The sequence below is a fragment of the uncultured Chryseobacterium sp. genome (assembly GCF_936933875.1).
In the GTDB taxonomy this organism is placed as follows: domain Bacteria; phylum Bacteroidota; class Bacteroidia; order Flavobacteriales; family Weeksellaceae; genus CAKZIK01.
On record NZ_CAKZIK010000057.1, the window covers coordinates 1 to 24,422 of the forward strand.

A 24,422-nucleotide genomic window follows, 5' to 3' on the forward strand; every position below is an offset into this window, starting at 1 on the left:
TTGCGAGAGGCTATGCCGAGCAAAAAGATAATAGCGGAGGGCGGAAATAGCTGCCCAAATTATCATCACCACCAAGTGCTATTTTGGCAGAGAAAAGGCTGATTTTTACATTGGTATAGTTTCTGAGTAAATGATTACCTTTGACAACTATAATTTTAAAACATATTAATGGAATTAGCATTAAAGATATTTCAGTTTATCCTGAGCATTTCTATCCTTGTAACATTACACGAAATCGGGCATTTCTTGCCAGCGAAATGGTTTAAAACCAAAGTAGACAAATTCTTTTTATTCTTCGATCCTTATTTTTCCATCTTCGCCATGAAGAAAATCAATGGAAAATGGCAATATAAATTCTTTTCAAAAAACCAACCTACGGATGAAGAAGTTGAAATCAACGGAAAAAAGGTAACTCAACCGATTGACACTTCCGCACTTCCGGAAGATGACTGGAGAAGACACGAAGGTGTGAAATACGGCATCGGCTGGTTGCCAATGGGTGGCTATGTGAAAATTGCGGGAATGGTGGACGAAAGCATGGACACCGAGCAGCTGAAGAAACCGGCGCAGCCGTGGGAGTTCCGTGCAAAACCAGCTTGGCAGCGACTAATCATTATGCTGGGAGGTGTGACGGTTAATTTCTTTTTGGCGTGGCTGATTTATTCTTGTCTTTCTTTTTTTACTGGCGAAAAGTTTCATGATAATTCCAAATTCGAAAATGGAATTGCTGTTTCTGATGCTGGACAGAAAATGGGACTAAAAACAGGTGATAAAATCCTAAAAATAGATGGGAAACCAGCTGAAAGAATGGAAACATCCAGCATTAATATGCTTTTTGCGGATAATGTAACGGTTTTGAGGGATGGAAAGGAAGTAACATTCCCCATCAATGAAGATGGCGTTGCCGAAGTTCTTCATGCGAACGAAGCGAAGCTTTATTTCATGAATCGTTTCCCTGCTGTGGTTGATACTGTTATTCCAAACAAACCAGCTATGAAAGCCGGGCTACAAAAAGGAGACGAAATCGTGGGCGTAAATGGGAAACCAACAGTTTATTTTGACCAATTGGCAGAAGAATTAAAGATCAATAAGGGTAAAACTATAGAATTGGATATTCTTCGTAACAAGCAACCTTTAAAATTGACTGCAAATGTTGGCGATGATGCTAAACTTGGATTCGCCTTTGATCCTAAAATAGCTCAAAAATACCTTGACAAGTCCCAAGTAACCAAGGAATACTCTTTTCTGGAAGCTGTTCCGAGAGGGTTTACAAGAACGATCGATGTTCTGACTATGCAGATAAAACAGTTTAAAATCATCTTTAATACCAAAACGCAGGGTTATAAGAAAGTGGGCGGGCCAATCGCCATTGTCAATAATATGCACGTTGAAAAGGGTAATGATGGAAGACTGTCTATAGATTGGGAATTTTTCTGGGGCTTTACTGCTATGTTTTCTGTATGGTTGGCATTCCTCAACCTGATTCCAATTCCAGGATTAGATGGTGGTCACGTATTGTTTACGCTTTGGGAAATCATCACTGGCAAGCCTGTACCACAAAAAGTTTTGGAAAATGCACAGATGATAGGCGTTATTTTCTTATTAGGACTGATGGTGTTAATATTTGGAAATGACATAGTTAAAGTAATCAGTCAATTTTTGACTCAAAAAAATTAAAAAAAAGTTCTTTAAAAATTTGGTGGATAAAGGAAATTCCTCTTATATTTGCACCACTTAAAACAAAGGACATTCCTCCTTAGCTCAGTTGGTTAGAGCATCTGACTGTTAATCAGAGGGTCGCTGGTTCGAGCCCAGCAAGAGGAGCACTGAAAATGAGACACTTACAGAAATGTGAGTGTCTTTTTTTATATTTGTCACGAACATTTCACGAACAAAAGTATTTTATTTTAATGCTATTTTTGTGTAAGAATATTTTAGTACGTTATCTATGACTAACTTCTATATCGCAACATATATTCTAATGGTAACCTTTACAATCCTTGTCCCCTTCTATCTTGCAGGGCGGCTTTGGTTTGCGTTCAGTCCGTTTGCGATAAACTATTACTCCAAGGAAAGGGCAAACTGGTATAACGACTGGAACACCCAGCGGTTTTTAATCGTTTTGAATTTATTTTTGGTTTCATTGTCGCTTTCCTTTTTCTGGGGCGGGAAAATACTGGAAGATATCCATGCCGAGAAGATCGACTTTACCCAAATCCTATTCTATATCATTCTTCAAATTCTTGCCGTAATACTGTTCGAGGTAAAAATGGAACACCCATTTAAGCCAATTCAGGCATTCAAAAAATTCAAGAAAAACAGTTATAGCGAAAGGTTTGAGTTCCGAGAAAAGCAAGACGCGGCAGATAAAATAGAACACCATTCCAATGAGTTAAAAAGAGAATTTTTGAAAGTTGGCACTAAGATTTCAAACGAATTAAATAATCAACAAATCATTTTATCTGAAACCAACGAACTCGCAAAACACAACAATAATATCCTACAGGAATCCGACTTTGCTTTTGAAATAAAAAAGAATTCGAATATGGTCATTGATGACATTTTGCGGGATTATTTTATTTCTAAAGATTCCGAGAGGTATTTATCGGACTTTTTACTGCGGAAGAAAAACTCTGGAAAGATTCTGTTTACAAAGCCTGCAAGGAACGGCGTGAGCGTACAGCCTATTTTGGACTTTTTCTCGACCTTTACTAATGTTATGGAAAGTTGTAAATCCGGCACAATAACCCAAGCCGAAACCTGCAAAATTATCAACGCCGTCACCTCGGCAAAAGACAGGCTCGGAAATATCGCAGAAGAGCCAATAAACAGCAGGAACCTCTCAAAATATCTTTCCAACAGCGATGTTCAGGATGATATATAGTCTAAAATCCAAAAAAACATTTTCTCTTTAAAAATCATATTTGTTTGATAACCATAATTATAAAGGCGACAGTTAGTCGCATTTAATGGTTTATTGACTAAACCATTATCAAACAAAACCTCCTGCGAAATGCACATTTCTTTAGGTTGTTTTATTTTACAAAAAACTTTTTAAGTCGCTTTTAGGCGGCTATTTCTTTGGGAAATATCTTGGCCTCAACAAAATTCAACGAAATGAAAGACCAAGAAAGACTAGCTGCGCTAGAAAGCCAAATGTCCACTTTGGTAAACTCGCAAAAAGAGTTTACCTCGAAGGCGCTACAGATGCTCGCCCTCGGAACCAAGAAGATCTATTCCAAGGAAGAGGCCGCGCTGTTCCTCAACCTGGATCCGGACTATCTCTACCAACTCAAACACCACGGCAAACTGAAGGCCTACAAAAAGAAGGGGCAAAAGAAAATTTACTTTCGCAAAGAAGACCTGGAAGCTTATCTTCTGGGGGATAATGTGGAGGAAATACAAAATGATGACTACGATGCATTCGAGCAGGAAATTCTGGAGCGATGGAAGAAATAACCAGCAAGCCGGCTGAGGAGCAAAAAATCCCTGTTCTGTACCAAACCGATTCTGAGACCACTACCATTTTCGATATGGTGATGAAGTATCTGGAAAGCAAGTATGACCTTCGCTTTAACGCCATCGCCCTGGAGATAGAAATATCGCTCAAGGGAAAGGACGACTGGACAGAGCTAAACATCAACTCCCTGCTGATAGAACTCGTACAGGCCGGGATTCAGATTATGATGCAGAAGTTGGAGATCCTCGTACGGAGCCACCTGATAAAGAGATACAATCCGATAGCGGAATACTTTGAAAAGCTCACCGGCTGGGACGGCGAAGACCTTATCCGGAAGCTGGCGGGATTTGTCCGGACCAACGACAGCGAAGCGTTCCACTACCATCTCGAGAAGTGGCTGACCCGCGCCGTGCTTTGCGCCTTGAAGAAAGACTATGTCAACAAGCAGTGCCTCGTGCTGGCAAGCTCCAGGCAGAACACGGGCAAAACCACCTTTTTGCGTTTCCTCATCCCGGACGGGCTCAGGGGTTATTATTCCGAAAATGTCACAGTGGACAAGGACGGCATCATTGCCATCTGCAAAAATTTCATCCTCAATGCGGACGAGCTGGCCGTGCTGTCCAAATCGGATGTCAACACGCTGAAATCCTTCATCTCGATGGGCGGCGCGAAAGTAAGGGTTCCGTATGGGAGAAAGCCGGAGAACATGGATAGGATATGTTCCTTTGTTGCCTCCACCAACAGAACAGATTTCCTTACCGACGAGACAGGAAGCGTAAGATGGCTGGTTTTCGAAGTTTTCAGCATTGACTTCAATTATTCCAAGGAAATAGACATAGACAAGGTATGGGCGCAGGCGTACTACAATGCTTTTGAAAGAAAAAATTACCAACCGGAAATGACGCTCTCGGACATAGAGGCTAATGAGCTGAGGAACGAGCAGTTTTCCCAGCTTTCACTTGAGCAGGAAATCGTTTCCGCACACTTCGAGAAATCGAAGGACATCAAGGATTTTCTTACGGCGACGGACATCGTTGTGGCAATGAACAACGCCCTGAATTTAAGATTGAACAACATCAAGGTCGGAAAGGCGCTCACCAGGCTCAAGTATGAAAGAATCAAGCATCCGAAACTGCAGGTTTACGGCTACCTGATCCGAAGAAAGATTGACTGAAAGAAAGTTTAAATCCTTGACATTCAATTTATCCTACCTACTTACCTAAGTGGACTTACAGAACTCATTTTCAAATTTTTATGAAGGTAATAAAATAGATAAGACTTTACCTAAACTACCATCGTTAAAGAAGGGGTCCAATTAACAGGTAACAACAAGGTAAGTCATAAAATGATATAACTAACTGATATTCAATATTTAGGTAGGCAGGTATGGAAAAACGGTAAAAACATAACTGGATATAAAAAAAATAAACTTTAAAAAACACAAAAAATGAACTGCAAACAAGCGAACGAGAATATCAGCATCAAAGAAGTAATGGAAAGTTTTTCTCTATTCCCAAGCAAAGAACATCCGAAAACAGCCTATTATTATGCTATCAATCGACAAGAACGAACGCCAAGTTTATTAGTGAATTATGTGAAAAATATTGCCTTTGATTTTGGCACTGGAAAACAATACGATGTCGTGTCGATAGTTCAGGAGCTCAAACAATGCACTGTATCCGATGCTCTTGAATATCTTGAAAAGTTTGATTTTTCTTTTCAAAAGCAAAAGGGAAATTTAAACAATCCAAAAGAAGAAACTAAATCTTATCAAATATTAGAAGTAAAAGAAGTGTCACATCCAGCGTTGATTGAATATTTAAAATATAGAAAACTCGAATCTCAAAAATCTGAACTTCAGGAAATTCATTACGAAATGAATGGGAAGAACTATTTCGGATTAGGATTCAAAAACGATTCGGGAGGCTACGAAATCCGCAGCAGTTTTTCCAAAATCTGTCTTGGAAAAAAGGATATCACCACGATAAAAAATAATTCTGCAAACCTCAAGGTTTTCGAGGGCTTTACCGATTACCTCTCCCATAAAATTTTAGAACCGGAAAAGACACCTTCCGACTATCTAATTCTGAACTCAGTCGCCATGGTTCACAAGACATCAGGGCTTTTTGGAAATTATAAATCTGTCGAAATGTACCTGGATAACGATCGCGCCGGCGAACAGTGCCGGGATTCAATTTTGAAAATTTTCCCGAAGGCAGATGACCGATCGAATGAATATTTCCTTCATCAAGATCTGAATGATTTCCTGATATCACAGGAAGAAAAGACACTTGAAAATAAGCTTGAAAAAAATCAAACAGCCATACACGATGCCGAGGAAAACCGGAACGTTTACAGGAGAAAAAGATGAAGATTCATACAAGCCGGCCTGCGCAAAATAAGCACAGGTGGAATGCTCTAAAAAAGCTGGGTAAAAACTTGCCATGTAGTTAGTGCAAAAAGTACCCAATGTTTACAACAAGCGTGGGGCTTGCCGTAAAAATCGGGCTTTTTGGTTTCCTCCTTTCGTCGGAAACGCATGTCTGGAACTACGATTCAAGCCCATAGTTTAAAATTATAAAAAAATTAAACACCACATAAACACAATATGAAAAATGACTTTTTAAAACAGTTTGTAAGACAGATTTCCGAGCAGCAAATTGCCAAGGTTGCAGAAGAAAAAAGAAAGAACCGGTTCCGAGAAATTGGTCGAAAGGGAGGTTTGAAAAAGAAGACGGCGAACCAATTTTCGAAGGTAGTCTCAGTTCGTTTTACCGAAAATGAGTTTGAGAAAATTCGAAAGGAAGCAGAAAAATATAACCTGAAAATATCCAAATATTTAAGACTGATTTCTACCGAAAAGGAAATTAAAGTTAACGAGTTTCAAACCGATGCGGTTCTGTTGAATTACGGCAACAACTTTATAAGGATATCCAATCTGCTCCGGAACAGAGAATGGAATGAGTTTGAAAACAAGAAAGAGATCCTTGAGGAAATTCAAACCACAACGAGGTTGATCCGGGAATACCTCTACCAACAAATCATCAAGCATGAACAATTCGGCAACGACGAGGAGGATCAGTAAGATTGCGATTGAATACAACGGCAACGACAAAGGTACGGCAGAATGTATTTATTCCAACAACCTGCTTTCAACAACGCCGGAGGAAAGATTTGAAGAGATGAAGATTGTCGCCGAGAGAAATCCCAATGTAAAGAAATGGGCTCTCACAGGTTACATTTCTCCGGCAAAGGAAATTGGCGACATACTGACCAACGACGAATTGAAGGAACTGGCTATAAAATCATTGAAAGATGTGGGACTTACAGATAATAACCAAATCGTCTTGGATGTCCACAATTCCACGAAGCAGAAACATATCCACTTCATCGTGAACCGCATAGATGTTTATGGTAAATGCACGGTAAAATCTGCCAATATCGGGAAACGCTTTGGTGAATCGGTTCGAAATGTCTGCAAAGAGATGAATCTCAAAACAGATGTGGAAATCGGAAAGGAGAAAAAGCAACAGATGCTGAAAGTGCTGCAAAACTGTCTAAAGGTCTCAAGAAATTTTGATGACTTGGTCGATTATATGCGGCGATGTGGTTATAGAGTGACGCTCTCGCAGAATGTGAAGGACGGTATTTCGGGGATGCGGATTGTTAGATTAAAGGACATCAACGACCAAACCCAGAGGCAGTACCATCCAGGTTACAAACTTTCGGAGATCACCAGCAAACTGAAGATTAAGGATATCAAAGAAATTCTAAACCGGAATGCGGAAAGCCACCAGTCGGCAATTTTCAGTCAGAGTAATCCACAAACGAACGAAATAAAAAATCCGGAAAAATCATCCCTCAAGGAGATTGAGAATGCCGTGAAGGAACTGCTCAAACCGAGCTACGCACCGGCGGCTGACGATGAATTGCTGAGGAAGAGAAAAAGGAGGCGATAGGGCTTTAAAAAAAACATCAAAAAAAAACAAAATGAACAACAACGAATTTAACAACCAAGAGAATACAGAAAATTATTCTTCACAAGATGCAGGCATCGAACTTTTGCACCGCGTCATAGAAAGCAATAAGGCTGTAGAAATTTCGGGGAAGGCGATTTTCCACATGTACTGCGACATCAAGGAGGATGTGAAGAAAATCCAGGCACTGGCACATGAAGAAAATCTTAAACGGCAGGAATTGCTTAAATCCCTCCCCAATAATATTGTGGCAGAATTATCTCCGGACGTTATAAAGCATCTGGAAAAATTCCATCAGAAATCAGATACGGTTAAATATTGGTTTTTCGGAATCCTGGCTCTATTGCTGGTTGCATTTTTTATTTTATCAGCAACTGTTTATCTCGGAAAAAACTGGTACCGAGAGAGCGTCCGAACTAAGACCGAGGTTCGAGAGGAAATCCTGGAGGAGATCAAGAATGAAAACAAGGCGATTTATGAAACAGAGCAAGTAAAACAGCTGGAACATAACACCACGCTGATGAACAAATGGATGCAGAAAAACCCAAAGGATGCAGAAAAGTTTTTGAAGTTTAAAGAGGGGTATGAGAGTAGGTAAACCAAGTGTTGTTTGTCCATTCTAAAATAATTTCCTATCTTTGTGATGTTTACTTACAATGGTCGGAAATTTTAAAATACTGTTCCTTTCCCTTACACTCGCGTTATTTCTGGCGCCAGGGATTTCTCAGGCTTGCAGTACAAAGGAGAAGCAGGTTATTAAAACCGCGACCAGTTCGCAAACTTTCATAAAACAGTCATTCGCACAGATACAGCCGTCGTGCGACAGCGACGATTGCAAAGAAGAATGCTGTCACCCAAAATCACACAATTGTCAAACTGCTGGATGCTCAGGAAACTGTAGCGGAAACCTTTGCAGCTCTGCTCAGTACACCGTTCTAGCAGACAGCAAATTTTTAGAGGATTCTAAAAACGAAGCGTCCGGTTACGAAGACAAAAATGCTAATTTCTTTTATCAGAATCCCCATTACTCTGGTGGATTCCATACCATTTGGGAACCGCCCAAAATAGGTTAATCACTTTCTTTTACAGCCCGAATTATGCCCGGTCGTGAAGTGTTTTTTAACACTTTATCGCTGTTATTTTCGCGGCGCTGTAAATGAATTTGAACTTCTACTACTCTTTTAAGAGTAAATCTTTCAAAATAGATTCCTTTTGATTAAGGACACTTTTGAAGATCTGGATGTTCGTAAGCAGTTTCTAAACACGGAAGCTTAAATTAACCTATAATATAAAATTTAATGAAGAATATTCTTTTGGGAATACTCGCTTTTATAGCGGTGTTCCTCGTTTCCTGCAACAATTCAAAAGCTGAAAACACACAAATTGCGGTCGCAAAGTTTACCACCGGTGACATTGTTCCCAACGATCAGGTATGTATGGTAAACAACGCCTACATGGGCAAAAAACAACTTGAAGTCAACTATGACGGCAAAACCTACTATGGCTGCTGCGAAAACTGCAAACTGAGAATCCCGCAGGAAGAAAATGCGCGCATGGCGTACGATCCGATATCTCATCAACTCATCGATAAAGCGACCGCAATTATCGCAATCTCTGATAAAAATGATAATGTCGTGTACTTCGAAAATAAAGCAAACTACGAAGCCTTTTTTAATAAATAAAAATAATCTTTAAACTTATAAAATAATGAAAACACTAGTATTCAGCCTTTTGGCAATCGGCACACTTGCACTCACTTCCTGCAAAGAGAATAAAGAACAGAAAAAAACCACTGAAACATCCATGCAGCACGATATGAGCACGATGTCGGATAGTTCAGCGATGGACAATATGGCAACGGATAAAGAGATAACCGTTACTGAAGCCAAAAAGTCTTCCGCTGATCTTACGGAGCTTTATTCCCATTACACTCACCTTACATTCGCTTTGTCCGGTGATGATGATAAAGAAGCGGTGAGTGGAGCCAAAGGGATCCTCGCTTCTTTTCCCAAAATAGACAAAAACGGTTTTTCTGCTGAACAGAAAAAAGAATTTGCTGAACTCGAAGCAAGCATCAGTGAACACGCCGAGCACATTGCAGATAATGCCGGAAATATTGATCATCAGCGCGAACATCTGGATTTAATGAGTGCAGATTTTTACGACCTGCTGAAAGACTTCGGAACTCCAAAACCGGTGTACAAAGTATTCTGCCCGATGTATAATGATAACAAAGGGGCCTTCTGGCTTAGCGATTCACGTGAGGTGAAGAATCCTTATTACGGCAAAGAAATGCTTTCATGTGGTGAGGTTCAGGAAGAAATTAAGTAAAACCGTACAGAACCATGATTCAAAATTTAATCAAACTGTCCCTCCGCAACAGGTATTTCGTTTTGCTGATAGCAATCGGCCTTTTTATCTGGGGTATTTTTGCGGTAAGGGACAATCCCATCGATGCAATTCCGGATCTGAGTGAGAACCAGGTCATCGTTTTTACCGAGTGGATGGGCAGAAGTCCCCAGATTATTGAAGATCAGGTGACTTTCCCGCTGGTCAGCAACCTTCAGGGCATTCCGAAAATTAAGAACATCCGGGCTTCCTCTATGTTTGGGATGAGTTTCGTGTATGTCATTTTCGAAGATAACGTAGATATTTATTGGGCCAGAACCCGGGTAATGGAACGCCTCAATTATGCGCAGCGTTTACTCCCACAAGATGTCACCCCTACGCTCGGACCGGATGGCACTGGTGTTGGTCACGTTTTCTGGTACCATTTGGATGCACCTAAAATGGATTTGGGAGACCAGCGCGCCCTTCAGGACTGGTACGTCAAGTTTGCCCTGCAGACCGTTCCCGGTGTGGCCGAAGTTGCCTCTTTTGGCGGCTTCGAAAAACAGTACCAACTCATTGTAGATCCTGTAAAACTCCAGTACTATAACGTATCCCTCATGGATGTCATGAACAAAGTGAAAGCCAACAATAATGATGTGGGCGGACGTAAATTTGAGATGGCTGATATGGCCTATATCATTCGCGGCCTGGGTTATATCAAGAACGTAGCCGATATCGAGGAAATTGCTTTGGGAAATTACAACGGAATTCCTGTGCGGGTGAAAGACATTGGTTCTGTACAGATGGGTGGTGATTTGCGTCTGGGTATTTTTGATGCAGACGGTGAAGGCGAAGTCGTGGGCGGTATCGTAGTGGCACGGTATGGCGAAAATGCAGATAAGGTCATCAACGATGTAAAAGAGAAAATGAAGGACGTGGAAAAAGGTCTCCCTGAAGGCGTCACCTTCAAAACATCGTACGACCGCAGTACCCTGATTGAAGGGGCAATAGACAATATCAAAACCAAGCTGATCGAAGAGATCATCGTGGTCGCTATCATTGTTATTCTGTTCCTATTCCACTGGCGAAGTGCATTGAGCATCATCATTCAGATTCCGGTCACCATTGCCATCAGTTTTATTCTGCTCAATGCGTTTGGACTTTCCTCCAATATCATGTCCCTTACAGGAATTGCGCTGGCAATTGGGGTGATCGTGGATAACGGAATTATCATGTCTGAAAATGCCTATAAAAATCTCTCCGATTGGCAGAACCATCAACAAAATAAAACTCCCTAACAATGAAGACCAACTGGTTTAAAAATATATTCAGAAAAAAAGAGAAGGAGAAAGACAGTTACGTTAAAATTCCCGAAGACATTCGGTTGAAGATTATCGAAAAATCATCCTTACAGGTATCCAGAGGCGTATTTTTTTCTACGGTAATCATCGTGGTTTCTTTTCTCCCGGTATTTATGTTGACCGGTCAGGAAGGTAAACTTTTTCATCCGCTGGCGTACACCAAAACCTTTATACTGATCGTTGATGCGATCCTGGTACTTACCCTTGCGCCGGTGCTTATCTCTTTTTTCATGAAAGGAAAGTTTAAGGATGACAATAAAAACCCGATAAACAGAGGGCTTGAGCGGATATACGAACCCATCATTCGCTGGTGCATGGAATGGAAAAAAACAACGCTTGGCATTAATATTCTTGCTCTTTTGGTCAGCATCCCTTTAATTATGAACCTCGGCCGTGAGTTTATGCCGCCCTTAGATGAAGGCTCACTACTCTTTATGCCGGTCACTTTGCCTGATATTTCGAACTCCGAAGCTAAAAGATTACTGCAGGTGCAGGATAAAATCATTAAAGGAGTTCCGGAGGTGGATCATGTTCTCGGAAAAGCCGGAAGAGCAAACACGGCGACAGATAATTCACCCATCTCCATGATTGAAACCATTATTTTGTTGAAACCGCAAAGCGAATGGCGCGAGGGCAAAACAAAAGATGATCTCATCAATGAGCTGAATGCCAAACTGCAGATTCCCGGCGTAACCAATGGCTGGACCATGCCGATTTCCAACCGGATCAATATGCTTTCAACAGGGATTAGAACGGATGTGGGCGTAAAAGTGTACGGACAGAACCTGGACAGTATCGCGGTCCTTTCCGAAAAAATAAAAAAGGAACTCACCGGTATTGAAGGAATAAAAGACATGTACGTAGAACCCATTACCGGCGGAAAATATGTGGATATTGAAGTGAAACGCGAAGAAGTAGGAAGATACGGGCTAAGCGTGGATGATGTAAATGCCGTCGTGGAAAGTGCGCTCGGCGGAATGAAACTCACCACCACAGTGGAAGGCCGACAGCGCTTTTCGGTAAATGCCAGATACGGCCAGGATTTCAGAAATAATTTGGAATCTCTGAGAAGATTGCCCATGCAGACCATGGAATTTGGTTCCATCCCACTGAGTGCAGTGGCTGACATTCGTCTTACAGAAGGACCACCAATGATCAATTCTGAAAATGCAATGTTGCGTGGAACTGTTCTATTCAACGTACGCGACCGGGATTTAGGCAGTACCGTAAAAGAAGCCCAGGCAAAACTCAATAACATGGTGAACAAAATGCCTAAAGGTTATTTCGTGGAATGGAGCGGACAGTACGAAAACCTGATTCGGGGTGAGCAGACTTTAAAAATGATTATGCCCCTCGTATTAATCGTGATCTTTCTTTCCATGTACTTTGCATTCAATTCTTACCGCGAAGCTTTTTTTAATCTCATCAGTATTCCTTTTGCCTTAATCGGCGGCGTTTTTATGATTTCGATTTGGGGGGTGAACCTTTCCGTAGCAGTAGCAGTAGGATTTATTGCCCTATTCGGACTTGCGGTGGAAACCGGAATTGTGATGGTCATCTACCTGAACGATGCCATGATTCAGCTTATTGCCAAAAATGGAAACTCACGGGAGACCATTACCAATGAAGAACTTCGGGAGTACGTCATCAATGGAGCAGCGAAAAGATTAAGACCTAAAATTATGACAGTGTGTGTTACCCTTTTTGGACTGGTTCCCATCCTGTGGAGTCACGGAGTTGGAAGTGATATGATGAAACCAATCGTATTACCGATGGTGGGTGGCGTTTTTACTTCGGCCATTCACATCCTTTTGGTAACACCTGTTATCTTTTATATGCAGAAAGAGTGGGAACTGAACAAACTGGGGAAAATTGACGTCCTCGACGCTGCCCATTAATCCTTAAATGATTACAAAATGAAAAAATTAATAATAACAGCAGTACTGGCCTTCCTTTACACTACCATTGATGCTCAGCAAATGTCCCTGCCCGCAGTAATGGACAGTATCGCAGCCAACCATCCGGTGGTTAAAATGTATAATGCGGAAGTCCGGTCAATGGACGCTGCGGCCAAAGGCGCAAGAAGCTGGATGCCCCCAACCGTTGGAGCCGGTTTCTTCATGACGCCCTATAATCCAAAACTGTGGCAGCGCGACGGCGATATGCTCGGTATGGGCTCAGTAGCAGTTTCGGTAGAACAGATGTTGCCCAACAGAAAGAAACTCGATGCCAACGAGAATCTGATGAAGGCAATGTCCTCTGTAGAAAAGGAAAAACTTTATGCCGCCCTCAATGAAAACTTTCAGGATGCAAAAAAACTGTATTACAGTTCTATTGTCCTGGATAAAAAGCTGAAGGTCGTTAAGGAAAACGAAAAGATGCTGGATTTCATGATCAGAAACGCCGAGATCCGGTACAAAAACGGACTTTCCAAAATATCTGCATATTACAAAGCCAAAGCGGCCCTCGGAAGTTCAAAAAACATGCAGCTCATGTATGAGAATGACCTGCGCGTCAACCGGATCCGGTTGAATGCCCTCATGGGAAGAGACCCGCTCGCGCCACTGGAGATTGAACCGGAATACAACCTGAATGATTATTCTCTCATGACTTTTGGTCAGGATCTATTTTATCAGAACAGAAGTGATCTCCGCGGCATCGACCGGGAAATCAATATTGCCAAACTCAAACAGGATCTGGAAAAGCAGAATCTAAAGCCGGAATTTGGCGTAAAGTTCGAAAACATGTTTGGTTTTGGCGGCCAGCCCATGCAGTTTTCACTCATGCTGATGGCAAAGCTGCCGTTTGTTTCCTGGGCTTCACGCATGAATAAAGCCAATATTGAAAGTCTCAAACTGAAAGAAGAGGCCTTGCAGGCACAGAAAGAAATGATGGTGAACGAATACAGCGGAATGGCCTACGGAATGCGCAATGAACTGGACCTGAATAAAAATCAGCTGAAACTCTATGAAGACACCATTATTCCGGCCTTAAAAAACAACTACAAATCCATGCAGTTGGGCTATGAGCAGAATACGGAAGAACTCTTCATGTTATATGACGCATGGGAACAGCTGAATATGGCCCAGCTGGAATATTTCGAGATCCTTACCAAAGCACTGCAGACGCAAACTGAAATTGACCGCTTAATAGAAAGAAGATGAGAAAAATTATAATATTCACTATGCTTTTATTTGGTTTGACGGCGTGTGACAAAGTTAAGTTCTGGGAAGATAAGCACTCGGCAGAAGCTGCAATGCATACTTATACCTGTCCGATGCACCCGGAAGTGATTTCAGACAAACCCGGCAAATGTCCCAAATGTGGGATGGATTTGGTCCTGAAAGATGCCCCTGAAAAAAAGGAAGAGGGGATTAAACTCGACGATCTGCTGAAACCAACCAATGAATTTGTTATCTCGGAATTGCCGGTCGTAAAGTTAAAAAAGGAAAACATCCCGACCACGGTTGATGCTTTAGGGACGGTAGAATACGATACTCGACAGATTGGCAGTATTTCCTCACGCGTTGCGGGCCGTATCGAAAAACTCTATGTGCGGTATAAATACCAGAAAGTGTCCAAAGGCCAGCGCATTTTAGATATATACAGCCCGGAACTGTTAACCGCGCAGCAAAACCTACTCTTTGTTCTGAAAAATGACCGCTCAAACAAAACAATGATTGATGCTTCACGCCAAAAACTCCTTCTTTTGGGAATGCCGGCTTCACAGATACAGAAAGTCATCCAGCGAGGGAAACCTGATCTCACAGTTCCGGTTTTCAGCAATTACAGCGGACACATTCAGCAGGCAGGATCGGCAGGAAGCATGGGGTCATCACCACAATCTGCACCCGCAATGGCTTCAAATACGGCAGCCACCGCTGAACTACCCCTAAAAGAGGGAATGTATCTCCAGAAAGGACAGAATATTTTCAGTGTCTACAATCCCAACAGAACCTGGGCCCTGATCAATATTTTCTCTGAAGACATTGCACTGGTCAGCAAAGGACAGTCAGTCATGATCATCCCGGAAGCCAATCCTGAAAATCGCTTCAAAGGAATCATCGGTTTTATTGAACCCTTTTTCAGGCAGGGCAGCAAAACCGTAACGGCGCGCGTCTATTTTGATAATTCCACCGCAAAAATTCCTGTCGGAAGTCAGGTTAAAGCGGAGATTATGAGCCACAACAGAATGGCAGATTGGCTGCCGAAATCAGCGGTGGTTTCTTTGGGGATTGATAAAATTGCGTTCAAAAAAGTTGAAGGCGGTTTTATTGCCCACAAGGTTGTTACCGGCGCGGTGGTAGGCGATAAAATTCAGATCGTCAGTGGTTTGCTTCCTGAAGATGGAGTTGCCGAAAATGCACAGTACCTGATGGACAGCGAAAGTTTCATAAAAATTAACAGATAAAAATTGATAAGATGAAATTCAATATTTTAATGCTGGCCTTGCTGGTTTTTCTTTACTCCTGTAAAAAGGAGGAAGATCCGCATGCCGGCCACGATATCTACTACACCTGTTCCATGCACCCGCAGGTAGTCTCCGATAAACCCGGAAAATGCCCCATTTGTCACATGGATTTGGTGCCTGTGGAGAAGAAAAAGAATGCGGATCCTAACGAAATTGTTTTGAATGACGAGCAGGTTAAACTTGGGAATATCAAAACAGTCGCGCTATCTGATGGGTCTATGGCCGACAAACTTACCCTGACTGGAACACTCAATTTTAATCAGTACCAAATGCAGGCAGTAAGTTCAAGAGTAATGGGCAGAGTTGAACGGTTGTATTATAAAAACATTGGCGATTTTGTTCCGAAGGGGGCGCCGTTGGTCGATATTTACAGTGAAGAACTCAATAATGCAAAGCAGGAATATTTGCTGGCATTAGAAAGACGCAAACTTTTCGTCGGTAATACGTCCATTGATTTTGACCAGCTGCTCCAAAGTTCCCGCAACAAGCTTTATTTATGGGGAATGTCGGAAAGCCAGATCAAACAGCTGGAAAGATCAGGAAAAGCCACGCCAACCACTACCGTGTTCAGCAATGCAGCCGGCTACATCACCGATCTGAGCATTGCCGAAGGCGATTATCTTGCCGAAGGTGGCACCATCGTGAATCTGGCAGACCTTTCATCGCTGTGGGCGGAGGCGCAGGTTTATTCCTCTCAAATGGCTCTCCTTCAGAAAGACAGCAAGGTCACCGTATATATTCCCGATCTGGATAATTTGAAGATTGATGGGAAGATTGATTTTACAAACCCTGAAATAAGCGCCTCCAGCAGGATAAATCTGGTTCGCATTTCCGTGCCCAACAAAGGAAACATGCTGAAACCCGGTATGCCGGTATATGTTCTTGTGGAAAACAAATCCCGTGATGGTCTTTCAATGCCTGTGGATGCGGTAATCAGGGATGGCAAATCTTCCACGGTGTGGGTGAAAACCGCGAAGAACACCTTCGTCAACAGAATGGTGGAAACGGGTCTCGAATATGAAGACAGAATAGAAATCACATCAGGAATTAAGGCGGGAGACGAAGTAGTGGTCTCCGGAGCATACCTACTGAACAGTGAATACATTTTCAAGAAAGGGGTTGATCCCATGGCGGGTCACGATATGAGCACCATGTAATATGAGAAAATTGAATATCATAGGTTGGCTGTCGGTGATAGTAGTGGCGGTTGTTTTAGCCATTCAGTTCATACCGGTGGAGCGTAATGTCTCCACCGTGCCGGCAGGTCAAAGTTTTGAAAAAACCGAAAAGGTGCCCGCCAACGTGGCTGCAATCCTTAAAGTTTCCTGCTATGACTGTCATTCAAATAATACCCGTTATCCCTGGTATTCGGTATTACAGCCGGGCGCGTGGTTCATGGCCCGGCATATTAAAGAAGGCAAAGAAGAACTCAATTTGGATGAGTTCAATGACTATTCAAAAAGACGGAAAAAAGCGAAAATAAAAAGCATCATCAGCCAGATTGAAAAAGACGAAATGCCTTTAAAATCCTATCTTTTACTTCATCCTGATGCAGGTTTAACACCAAATAAGAAAAAAGTCCTTTTGCAGTTTTTTCAGTCAGAACTTGAACTTTAAAACATGAAATGAAAATCGTCAAAAATGAAAATAAAATCTTAAAAGAACAATATGAAAACAAACAAAAAATTAATCAGCGCAGGTCTGCTGGCTGCCTTCACCGCCTCATTATGTTGCATTACACCATTATTAGCCTTCATTGCAGGAACAAGCGGCCTGGCTGCAACTTTTTCCTGGCTCGAACCTTTACGGCCTTATTTAATCGGGTTAACAATTTTTGTTCTTGGTTTTGCCTGGTATCTTAAATTAAAACCTAAAAAACAATTAGACTGTAGCTGTGAGAAAGATGAGAAAATACCATTCACGCAGTCGAAAATGTTTTTAGGGATTGTTACCCTATTTGCAGTCGTTATGCTTGCCTTCCCCTACTATTCAGCTGTTTTCTATCCAAAAACAGAAAAGCAAATTATAATAGTAGATCAATCTAATATCCGTAAAATAGAATTTACAATTAGTGGTATGACCTGCGCAAGCTGTGGGGAGCACGTCAATAGCGAAGTGAATAAACTGACGGGAATTATAAGTTCAGACGCTTCGTACGAAAACAAAAATGCAGTTGTGAAATTTGATGATTCAAAAACAAACATTGATGAAATCGAAAACGCCATAAATGCTACGGGATATTTAGTAACCGACAAAAAAGAATATTAATTGAAAACCATTGGTCGTGAAAAACCATAATAAATTATTAAACAGATGAATACAGTCAAATTACAGTCGATCATCACTTGCCCCAATTGCGGACATAGGAAAGAGGAAACAATGCCTACAGATAGTTGCCAGTATTTCTACGAATGCGAAAAATGTAAGACCGTTTTAACACCAAAACAGGGCGATTGCTGTGTGTATTGCAGTTACGGAACAGTGCCTTGTCCCCCAGTTCAGCAGGACAAGAAATGTTGCTAAAAGTCCTTACGTTTAACTAAATAACAAAAACCATTTTAATGGACAAATCAACGCACAGCCACAAAGTTTCTCCGGACCATAGTGCCTCGGGGAAAACTCATTCTACACAGAATATGGATTCAAAAAAAGAAAGTGAACAAATGGATCACAGCGGGGCATACAAAAAGTTGTTTTGGATGCTTCTCATTTCCTTCGTATCCATGTTTATATTAATGTATGCGATGGTTGATCGGTTATCCAATGTGATTCCCAATATCAATCAGTTTTATATGGCCGGACTAATGGCTTCTCCTATGTTGATCATCGAACTGCTGTTAATGGCAAAGATGTATCCCAATAAAAAACTCAACAAGGTACTGATGGGTGTCGGTGTGTTGGCGATGGTACTGTTTTGGTCCGGGATTCGGCAGCAGACAGCCGTGGGAGATGTCCAGTTTCTAAAGTCCATGATTCCACACCATGCAGGGGCTATTCTTATGGTCGAAGAAAGTAATCTGGTCGATCCGGAAGTGAGAAAGTTGGGCGAGGAAATTATCAAAGCACAGGAGGAGGAAATTGCCGTCATGAAGGCGAAAATTAAGGAACTTCAAACCCGGAAGTAATCTCAAATAGCAGAATTTAACACAAAAAAATTGAATTATGAAAAAATACACCTGTCCCATGCATCCCCAGATATTGAAGGACGAACCGGGGAAATGTCCACTTTGCGGAATGAACTTAATTCCCTTGGGAGGAACCGCCCGACCTGAAAAAGACGAACACAGCCATCATCATCAGAATCATGATCATCACTCAGAATCTGATAGTTCAGCGGCGGGATTTGACAAACATGCAGGTCATCATACTCCGGATTTTCTAAAAAGATTCTGGATTACACTGGTGCTTTCTGTTCCGGTGCTGCTGCTTTCGCACATGATTCAGCAGTGGCTTGGTTTCACCATAGCTTTTCCAGGCGATAAATACGTGCTGTTGGTTTTGGGAAGTATTATTTATTTCTACGGTGGAATGCCTTTTTTCAAAGGGTTTTTGGGCGAAGTGAAAGCCGGAGCTATTGGGATGATGACGCTCGTTGCTTTGGCGATAACCGTAGCTTATGTCTATTCCGTTGCCGTCGTATTCGGGCTGCCGGGCATGGATTTCTTTTGGGAGCTCGCCACCCTAATTGTCATCATGCTTCTGGGTCATTGGCTCGAAATGCGTTCACAGATGGCAGCTTCAAAAGCGTTACAATCCTTAGTGGCATTGCTACCAAATGACGTAACCGTCGAGCAGAACGGAAGTCCGGTTAAAATAAAACTGGAACAGCTGAAAAACGGAGATACCGTAATCATAAGACCGGGCGAAAAAATCGCCGCTGACGGTCTGATTGTCGAGGGCAGTTCCTATTTAAATGAAAGCATGCTGACCGGAGAAAGTATTCCTGTAAGAAAAGAGTCCGGTGGAAAGGTTATCGCAGGGTCTATCAATGGAGACGGAGCTTTAAAGATAAAAGCAACAGGGGTTGGAAAGGATTCGTACCTCAATAAGGTCATTAATTTGGTTCAGGATGCGCAGGCAGCAAAGTCGAACACTCAGAATCTGGCGGATAAAGTAGCCAAATGGCTTACTATAGTAGCAATCGTGGTGGGAGTAGGAACTTTCGCTTACTGGTACATCACCATGGGAGATTTGGCTTTTGCTCTGGAACGGATGGTAACGGTAATGGTAACGGCCTGCCCTCATGCTTTAGGAGTGGCAATCCCTCTGGTGGTGGCCATTTCCACTACACTTTCAGCGACAAATGGTTTACTCATCAGAAACCGAACGGCTTTTGAAACCACGAGAAAATTATCGACCATTATTTTCGATAAAACCGGCACCCTTACGAAAGGTTCCCACACTGTGCAGAAAATCATTCCTCTAACGGAACACTATTCGGAAAACGATTTACTCCAGTATGCAGCGGCAGTGCAGCAGAACTCCGAACATCATATTGCAAAAGGAATCATGCAGACCCTTTCTGAGAGAAAACTGGAGCTATGGAAGTCAGACAGTTTCCGCTACATGCAGGGAATTGGAGTGACAGGAATCGTAAACGGTAAATCGGTTGTCGCGGCTGGTCCTAATTATTTTGTTCAAAACAATAAACAGGTACCTGCCATTCCGGAAGAAATCAACCAGGATGCAGAAACAGTGAACTTTATTTTGATTGATGACGTGCCCGTGGGTATTGTTTCTTTAGCAGATACCATTCGCGAAGGCGCAAAAGAAGCTATTGACCAACTTCGAAGCATGAACATTAAATCATTCCTGCTTACAGGTGATAACGAAAAGGTAGCGGCGGCGGTGTCAAAGCAGTTAGGAATGGACGGATATTTGGCAAATGTACTTCCGCACCACAAACAGGAAAAAGTAAAAGAATTTCAGGATAAAGGGGAAATCGTTGCGATGACAGGTGACGGCGTAAATGATGCACCGGCTTTGGCAGCAGCAGATGTAGGCATTGCAGTTGGCAGCGGAACTGATGTTGCTGCCGAAACCGCAGATATTATTCTGGTCAACAGTGACCCTCGAGACGTGGTGAAAATGATAGATTTTGGAAAGAAAACCTACAGCAAGATGATCCAGAATCTCGTATGGGCAGTGGGCTACAACGTCGTGGCTATTCCACTTGCTGCGGGTGTTCTGTATCCTACATTTGTCCTGAGTCCCGCCATGGGTGCTGTACTGATGAGTGTCAGCACCATAGTGGTTGCCATTAATGCAAGTTTGTTAAAAATTAAATAATCACAAAATGAAATACCTACTATCGCTCTTAATGTTTGTGGCAATATCCATAAATACCTATTCACAGAGCACCAAAACTGTTTACACCTGCCCGATGCATCCGCAGGTGGTGAAATCAGCACCCGGTAACTGCCCCATTTGCGGTATGACCCTGGTGAAGAAAATCCTTACTGAGACAAAAACGGCGGCCAAATCCGCGCCCGCTCCTAAAACGGCCACCGCAGTTAAAAAAACTACGATTCAGAAACCTGAAGTGACCCCTGCAAAAACAAAGACAAAAGCGGAAGTTAAAAAACCGGTGATGCCAAAGACTAAAGCAGTACCGAAAGATCCAACAAGCGTCAAAACGCCGGAACATTCAACAACTGCTCCCCATCCGCATGAAGCAGCGCAAAAGATGTACACCTGTCCGATGCACCCCGAGGTGGTTTCGGACAAACCCGGAAAGTGTCCCAAGTGCGGTATGAATCTGGTCCCTCAGAAGGAAAGCGGCCGGCATCAGTCTACCGGCAAAACCCCGGAACATCAAACTTCAGATGCGCATCAGCATGAAGAAGCGCAAAAGATGTACACCTGCCCGATGCATCCCGAGGTGATATCGGACAAACCCGGAAAGTGTCCCAAGTGCGGTATGAATCTGGTGCCTCAAAAAGGAAAGAAGGAAGATCATTCTGCACACGGAAACATGCAGATACATGGTGAACACAAAATGGTCATGCCCATGCCCGAAAAGCACCTAAAAGGCGGACGCAAAGTGACCTACCATCTTTATGTGAAAGACACCCTGGTAAATTTCGCGGGCAAACAGAAACGCGCCATTGCCGTAAACGGGCAGATTCCGATGCCAAAGCTGGAGTTTTATGAGGGCGATACGGCGGAAGTGATTGTCCATAATTTAATGGACGAAGAAACTTCTCTGCACTGGCACGGTCTTCATCTTCCAAATAAAGAAGATGGGGTTCCCTGGCTTACCCAGAAACCCATTCCACCACATTCAACCTACACGTATTCGTTTCCGATCATCCAAAACGGAACCCACTGGTATCACTCACATACTGGCCTGCAGGAGCAGATTGGAATGTATGGGATGATGATTCTGAAAAAACGTCCCGAAGATCCTACATTCCGGCCGGGGATTGATGATTTGCCCACAGAGCACCTTATCCTGAGCGAGTGGACAAACCTGAACCCCAATAATGTTCAGCGGATGCTTCACAACGCTAATGACTGGTTCGCAATAAAAAAAGGCAGTACGCAAAGTTATGCAGAAGCCATAAAAGAGGGACACTTTAAGACAAAACTCACCAACGAATGGAAGCGGATGCTTGCCATGGACGTGAGTGACGTTTATTATGACGCCTTTCTGATTAACGGTAAAATAGAAAGCCAGCTCGCAGGATACAAAGCCGGTGACAAAGTGCGGCTTCAAATCGCGAACGGCGGTGCTTCCTCCTATTTTTGGCTCAATTATGCAGGAGGAAAAATTAAAGTAGTGGCCAGTGATGGATTGGACATTGAACCGGTCGAAGTGGATCGCCTGATCCTGGCGGTTTCCGAAACAGTGGATATCGTAGTGGAAATTCCTGAAAGAAACACCTCCTACGAGCTCCTTGTTACGCCCGAAGACCGCACAAAATCGGCTTCCGTTTACATTGGCGAAGGAATTAAAAAAGCCCAGGCACCCTTACCCAAACTCAAATATTTTGAAGGAATGAGGATGATGAATGACATGATGAAGATGAACGGTGACATGAAAGATATGGGCATGAAGATGAGTTATCAGACGATGGATATGAATCAGGTGATGTACCCTGAGATTATTGCTGAAAACAATGCAGCAATGCCGATGAATACAATGGACAACAGTGATGCGGAAATGGATCACTCAAAGCACCAGATGCCTGCTTCCGGGATTACCACCTTGAATTACGAAATGATGAAGTCGCCCTATGACACTTCACTCCCGAAAGACAGTCCCGTGCGCGAGCTCAAGTTTACCCTTACGGGAAACATGAACCGCTACATATGGAGCATGGACGATAGAGTCCTGGCAGAATCTGACAAAATATTGGTAAAAAAAGGCGAAATTCTCCGCATTACCCTATTCAATAATTCAATGATGCGTCACCCGATGCACCTGCACGGTTTTGATTTTCGGGTACTCAACAAAAATGGCGTTCAGGCACCCCTCAAAAATGTGTTGGATATTATGCCGATGGAAACTAATGTCATCGAATTCGAAGCAAAAACGGATGGGGACTGGTTTTTCCACTGTCACATCCTCTATCACATGATGGCGGGGATGAACCGTGTTTTTGCTGTTGGTGATTATCAGAATCCTTTGCTGCCCGATAAAGCTTCAGCTTACAAAAAGCTCCAGCGCGAAAGTAACATGTGGCACCTTATGGCCGAAAACGATTTTGCTACTAATGGTAACGACGGGATGGCGAGGATCTCAAATGCCCGCTGGGAATTGGGAACAGAATGGCGTTTAGGTTACAATCCCCATCACGGCTACGAGGTGGAAACCCAACTCGGCAGGTATGTGGACCGTATGCAGTGGCTGAAACCATTTATCGGATTTAACTATCATTATAGAAAGATTGACAGGAATAATATTGAAAAAAACCTTTTTGGACAGGCATCTACTAAAGATGAAAGAAAAACTTTCAGCGCTGGTATCATGTATAAACTCCCGATGTTGGTGGACCTGCAGGCAGAAATATTTACAGACGGAATTGTAAGGTTCCAGCTGAAACGTGAAGACATTCCGTTGACTGCGCGTTTGCGCGGGGCATTCATGGTCAATACCGACAAAGAATATATGGCAGGTCTTAAATATATCGTCACAAAAAATATCGGAATCTCAACCCACTACGACAGCGATATGAGCTGGGGTGCAGGGATTACACTGAACTATTAAAGGAGTTTTTATTGTGTCAATTTTAAAGAGTGCAGCTGCCAAATAAAGACCGGTTGCACTCTTTTTTACAGCGTATAACGACCGCCGGAAACACAGATTCTCATGAGGCAAACAATACCAGCCTACAACCTGAGGAATCATTGCAGTAATATGAGATAAGACATAAATTGAAGTAAATATATTTTTATTAAATTAGCACCGTGAAATTTTTGGCCTTCTCTTTATCCTTGTTCTTTATGGTGCTTACTATGGTGCCATGCAACGACGCGGCAAAGGGTTTAAGCGAAAAATTTTGTCAGAATCAGGATGTTCACCTCGAACAAAGCCAGAATCAACACGCTGATCTTTGTTCTCCTTTCTGCGTTTGCAATTGTTGTGGTATGAATTTATCAGTTTTACAGATTAATACGTTACTTCCTGAGCACCACAAGGTTGTAATAAAAGATATTCTTCCTGATAGGAAATATGATCACAAGATCCTCCTCCCTGCCGATATCTGGCAACCTCCCAAAATAGGTTAATTAAACTACCGTAGGATTCTTCCTCCGGGACACTTCGGCTATCCAATAGTCGCGCATTTTCGTGAACAATACGGAATGTGCTTTACCTT

General features: G+C 42.6%; 23 protein-coding genes, 1 tRNA gene and 2 pseudogenes. 25 read left to right on the forward strand and 1 reads right to left on the reverse strand.

The features are described 5' to 3' along the window. The first annotated feature begins 168 nt into the window (after positions 1-168). The 25 genes and pseudogenes from rseP to Q0252_RS12325 all read left to right on the forward strand — a co-directional run. Positions 169-1,677, forward strand: a complete 1,509-nt coding sequence (gene rseP, locus Q0252_RS08195; protein ID WP_297985232.1) for an RIP metalloprotease RseP — start codon at positions 169-171, stop codon at positions 1,675-1,677. Between the two features lie 73 nt (positions 1,678-1,750). Then, positions 1,751-1,824: transfer RNA gene (locus Q0252_RS08200), tRNA-Asn, on the forward strand. 124 nt (positions 1,825-1,948) lie between these two features. Beyond that, on the forward strand, positions 1,949-2,884 hold the full coding sequence (locus tag Q0252_RS08205) for a hypothetical protein (protein ID WP_297985234.1): 936 nt from the start codon (positions 1,949-1,951) through the stop codon (positions 2,882-2,884). 233 nt (positions 2,885-3,117) lie between these two features. Then, positions 3,118-3,459 carry a helix-turn-helix domain-containing protein gene (locus tag Q0252_RS08210; protein ID WP_059344231.1) on the forward strand — a complete coding sequence of 114 codons (342 nt, stop codon included), beginning with the start codon at positions 3,118-3,120 and terminating at the stop codon, positions 3,457-3,459. Next, positions 3,447-4,634 (forward strand): VapE domain-containing protein, encoded by a 1,188-nt coding sequence (locus Q0252_RS08215; RefSeq protein WP_297985240.1) that lies wholly within the window; start codon positions 3,447-3,449, stop codon positions 4,632-4,634. Before Q0252_RS08210 ends, Q0252_RS08215 begins: the two co-directional genes overlap by 13 nt. Before the next feature lie 273 nt (positions 4,635-4,907). After that, positions 4,908-5,831 carry a toprim domain-containing protein gene (locus Q0252_RS08220; RefSeq protein WP_297985242.1) on the forward strand — a complete coding sequence of 308 codons (924 nt, stop codon included), beginning with the start codon at positions 4,908-4,910 and terminating at the stop codon, positions 5,829-5,831. A gap of 237 nt (positions 5,832-6,068) precedes the next feature. Continuing rightward, the gene (locus tag Q0252_RS08225; protein ID WP_297985243.1) at positions 6,069-6,545 is read left to right on the forward strand and encodes a special sigma factor; all 477 of its coding nucleotides are present in this window, start codon (positions 6,069-6,071) and stop codon (positions 6,543-6,545) included. Beyond that, positions 6,511-7,419 carry a relaxase/mobilization nuclease domain-containing protein gene (locus Q0252_RS08230; protein ID WP_297985244.1) on the forward strand — a complete coding sequence of 303 codons (909 nt, stop codon included), beginning with the start codon at positions 6,511-6,513 and terminating at the stop codon, positions 7,417-7,419. The genes Q0252_RS08225 and Q0252_RS08230 overlap by 35 nt, the downstream gene beginning before the upstream one ends. A 31-nt stretch (positions 7,420-7,450) precedes the next feature. After that, entirely contained in the window at positions 7,451-8,035 is a 585-nt protein-coding gene (locus Q0252_RS08235) for a hypothetical protein (protein WP_297985245.1), read from the forward strand. A 58-nt stretch (positions 8,036-8,093) separates the two neighbouring features. Beyond that, positions 8,094-8,510: a hypothetical protein gene (locus Q0252_RS08240; protein ID WP_297985247.1), complete on the forward strand. Its 417-nt coding sequence runs from the start codon at positions 8,094-8,096 to the stop codon at positions 8,508-8,510. Positions 8,511-8,735: 225 nt separating this feature from the next. Beyond that, positions 8,736-9,119, forward strand: coding sequence for a hypothetical protein (locus Q0252_RS08245; RefSeq protein WP_297985249.1), 384 nt, complete (start codon positions 8,736-8,738; stop codon positions 9,117-9,119). Between the two features lie 25 nt (positions 9,120-9,144). Further along, positions 9,145-9,768: a DUF3347 domain-containing protein gene (locus Q0252_RS08250; RefSeq protein WP_297985251.1), complete on the forward strand. Its 624-nt coding sequence runs from the start codon at positions 9,145-9,147 to the stop codon at positions 9,766-9,768. A 14-nt stretch (positions 9,769-9,782) separates the two neighbouring features. Continuing rightward, positions 9,783-11,066: an efflux RND transporter permease subunit gene (locus tag Q0252_RS08255; protein WP_297985253.1), complete on the forward strand. Its 1,284-nt coding sequence runs from the start codon at positions 9,783-9,785 to the stop codon at positions 11,064-11,066. Positions 11,067-11,068: 2 nt separating this feature from the next. Continuing rightward, positions 11,069-13,027 (forward strand): efflux RND transporter permease subunit, encoded by a 1,959-nt coding sequence (locus Q0252_RS08260; protein WP_297985255.1) that lies wholly within the window; start codon positions 11,069-11,071, stop codon positions 13,025-13,027. 81 nt (positions 13,028-13,108) lie between these two features. After that, on the forward strand, positions 13,109-14,293 hold the full coding sequence (locus Q0252_RS08265) for a TolC family protein (RefSeq protein WP_297985256.1): 1,185 nt from the start codon (positions 13,109-13,111) through the stop codon (positions 14,291-14,293). A gap of 20 nt (positions 14,294-14,313) precedes the next feature. Continuing rightward, positions 14,314-15,540 (forward strand): efflux RND transporter periplasmic adaptor subunit, encoded by a 1,227-nt coding sequence (locus Q0252_RS08270; protein ID WP_297985257.1) that lies wholly within the window; start codon positions 14,314-14,316, stop codon positions 15,538-15,540. Between the two features lie 11 nt (positions 15,541-15,551). Continuing rightward, positions 15,552-16,757, forward strand: coding sequence for an efflux RND transporter periplasmic adaptor subunit (locus tag Q0252_RS08275; RefSeq protein ID WP_088470049.1), 1,206 nt, complete (start codon positions 15,552-15,554; stop codon positions 16,755-16,757). 1 nt (position 16,758) lies between these two features. After that, entirely contained in the window at positions 16,759-17,217 is a 459-nt protein-coding gene (locus Q0252_RS08280; protein ID WP_297985262.1) for a heme-binding domain-containing protein, read from the forward strand. A 51-nt stretch (positions 17,218-17,268) separates the two neighbouring features. Next, on the forward strand, positions 17,269-17,868 hold the full coding sequence (merTP, locus tag Q0252_RS08285) for a mercuric transport protein MerTP (protein WP_297985264.1): 600 nt from the start codon (positions 17,269-17,271) through the stop codon (positions 17,866-17,868). Between the two features lie 45 nt (positions 17,869-17,913). Next, the gene (locus Q0252_RS08290; RefSeq protein WP_115172502.1) at positions 17,914-18,123 is read left to right on the forward strand and encodes a GDCCVxC domain-containing (seleno)protein; all 210 of its coding nucleotides are present in this window, start codon (positions 17,914-17,916) and stop codon (positions 18,121-18,123) included. A gap of 113 nt (positions 18,124-18,236) precedes the next feature. After that, positions 18,237-18,725 carry a DUF305 domain-containing protein gene (locus Q0252_RS08295; RefSeq protein WP_297985270.1) on the forward strand — a complete coding sequence of 163 codons (489 nt, stop codon included), beginning with the start codon at positions 18,237-18,239 and terminating at the stop codon, positions 18,723-18,725. A 37-nt stretch (positions 18,726-18,762) separates the two neighbouring features. After that, positions 18,763-20,889 (forward strand): heavy metal translocating P-type ATPase, encoded by a 2,127-nt coding sequence (locus Q0252_RS08300; RefSeq protein WP_297985272.1) that lies wholly within the window; start codon positions 18,763-18,765, stop codon positions 20,887-20,889. 31 nt (positions 20,890-20,920) lie between these two features. Next, a pseudogene (locus Q0252_RS08305) lies at positions 20,921-21,523 on the forward strand (heavy metal-binding domain-containing protein); the annotation flags it as partial. 75 nt (positions 21,524-21,598) lie between these two features. Next, the gene (locus Q0252_RS08310) at positions 21,599-23,812 is read left to right on the forward strand and encodes a multicopper oxidase domain-containing protein (protein ID WP_297985279.1); all 2,214 of its coding nucleotides are present in this window, start codon (positions 21,599-21,601) and stop codon (positions 23,810-23,812) included. Between the two features lie 248 nt (positions 23,813-24,060). After that, positions 24,061-24,171: pseudogene (locus Q0252_RS12325) on the forward strand (hypothetical protein); the annotation flags it as partial. 43 nt (positions 24,172-24,214) lie between these two features. Here Q0252_RS12325 and Q0252_RS08315 read toward each other — a convergent pair. Further along, positions 24,215-24,379 (reverse strand): hypothetical protein, encoded by a 165-nt coding sequence (locus tag Q0252_RS08315; RefSeq protein ID WP_297985273.1) that lies wholly within the window; start codon positions 24,377-24,379, stop codon positions 24,215-24,217. Positions 24,380-24,422: the final 43 nt, after the last annotated feature.

Excerpts from the sequence above, each read along its gene's own strand:
- rseP (WP_297985232.1), top strand. The coding sequence starts at position 169 with ATGGAATTAGCATTAAAGATATTTCAGTTTATCCTGAGCATTTCTATC.
- Q0252_RS08205 (WP_297985234.1), top strand. The coding sequence starts at position 1,949 with ATGACTAACTTCTATATCGCAACATATATTCTAATGGTAACCTTTACA.
- Q0252_RS08210 (WP_059344231.1), top strand. The coding sequence starts at position 3,118 with ATGAAAGACCAAGAAAGACTAGCTGCGCTAGAAAGCCAAATGTCCACT.
- Q0252_RS08215 (WP_297985240.1), top strand. The coding sequence starts at position 3,447 with ATGGAAGAAATAACCAGCAAGCCGGCTGAGGAGCAAAAAATCCCTGTT.
- Q0252_RS08220 (WP_297985242.1), top strand. The coding sequence starts at position 4,908 with ATGAACTGCAAACAAGCGAACGAGAATATCAGCATCAAAGAAGTAATG.
- Q0252_RS08225 (WP_297985243.1), top strand. The coding sequence starts at position 6,069 with ATGAAAAATGACTTTTTAAAACAGTTTGTAAGACAGATTTCCGAGCAG.
- Q0252_RS08230 (WP_297985244.1), top strand. The coding sequence starts at position 6,511 with ATGAACAATTCGGCAACGACGAGGAGGATCAGTAAGATTGCGATTGAA.
- Q0252_RS08235 (WP_297985245.1), top strand. The coding sequence starts at position 7,451 with ATGAACAACAACGAATTTAACAACCAAGAGAATACAGAAAATTATTCT.
- Q0252_RS08240 (WP_297985247.1), top strand. The coding sequence starts at position 8,094 with ATGGTCGGAAATTTTAAAATACTGTTCCTTTCCCTTACACTCGCGTTA.
- Q0252_RS08245 (WP_297985249.1), top strand. The coding sequence starts at position 8,736 with ATGAAGAATATTCTTTTGGGAATACTCGCTTTTATAGCGGTGTTCCTC.
- Q0252_RS08250 (WP_297985251.1), top strand. The coding sequence starts at position 9,145 with ATGAAAACACTAGTATTCAGCCTTTTGGCAATCGGCACACTTGCACTC.
- Q0252_RS08255 (WP_297985253.1), top strand. The coding sequence starts at position 9,783 with ATGATTCAAAATTTAATCAAACTGTCCCTCCGCAACAGGTATTTCGTT.
- Q0252_RS08260 (WP_297985255.1), top strand. The coding sequence starts at position 11,069 with ATGAAGACCAACTGGTTTAAAAATATATTCAGAAAAAAAGAGAAGGAG.
- Q0252_RS08265 (WP_297985256.1), top strand. The coding sequence starts at position 13,109 with ATGTCCCTGCCCGCAGTAATGGACAGTATCGCAGCCAACCATCCGGTG.
- Q0252_RS08270 (WP_297985257.1), top strand. The coding sequence starts at position 14,314 with ATGCTTTTATTTGGTTTGACGGCGTGTGACAAAGTTAAGTTCTGGGAA.
- Q0252_RS08275 (WP_088470049.1), top strand. The coding sequence starts at position 15,552 with ATGAAATTCAATATTTTAATGCTGGCCTTGCTGGTTTTTCTTTACTCC.
- Q0252_RS08280 (WP_297985262.1), top strand. The coding sequence starts at position 16,759 with ATGAGAAAATTGAATATCATAGGTTGGCTGTCGGTGATAGTAGTGGCG.
- merTP (WP_297985264.1), top strand. The coding sequence starts at position 17,269 with ATGAAAACAAACAAAAAATTAATCAGCGCAGGTCTGCTGGCTGCCTTC.
- Q0252_RS08290 (WP_115172502.1), top strand. The coding sequence starts at position 17,914 with ATGAATACAGTCAAATTACAGTCGATCATCACTTGCCCCAATTGCGGA.
- Q0252_RS08295 (WP_297985270.1), top strand. The coding sequence starts at position 18,237 with ATGGATTCAAAAAAAGAAAGTGAACAAATGGATCACAGCGGGGCATAC.
- Q0252_RS08300 (WP_297985272.1), top strand. The coding sequence starts at position 18,763 with ATGAAAAAATACACCTGTCCCATGCATCCCCAGATATTGAAGGACGAA.
- Q0252_RS08310 (WP_297985279.1), top strand. The coding sequence starts at position 21,599 with ATGGTCATGCCCATGCCCGAAAAGCACCTAAAAGGCGGACGCAAAGTG.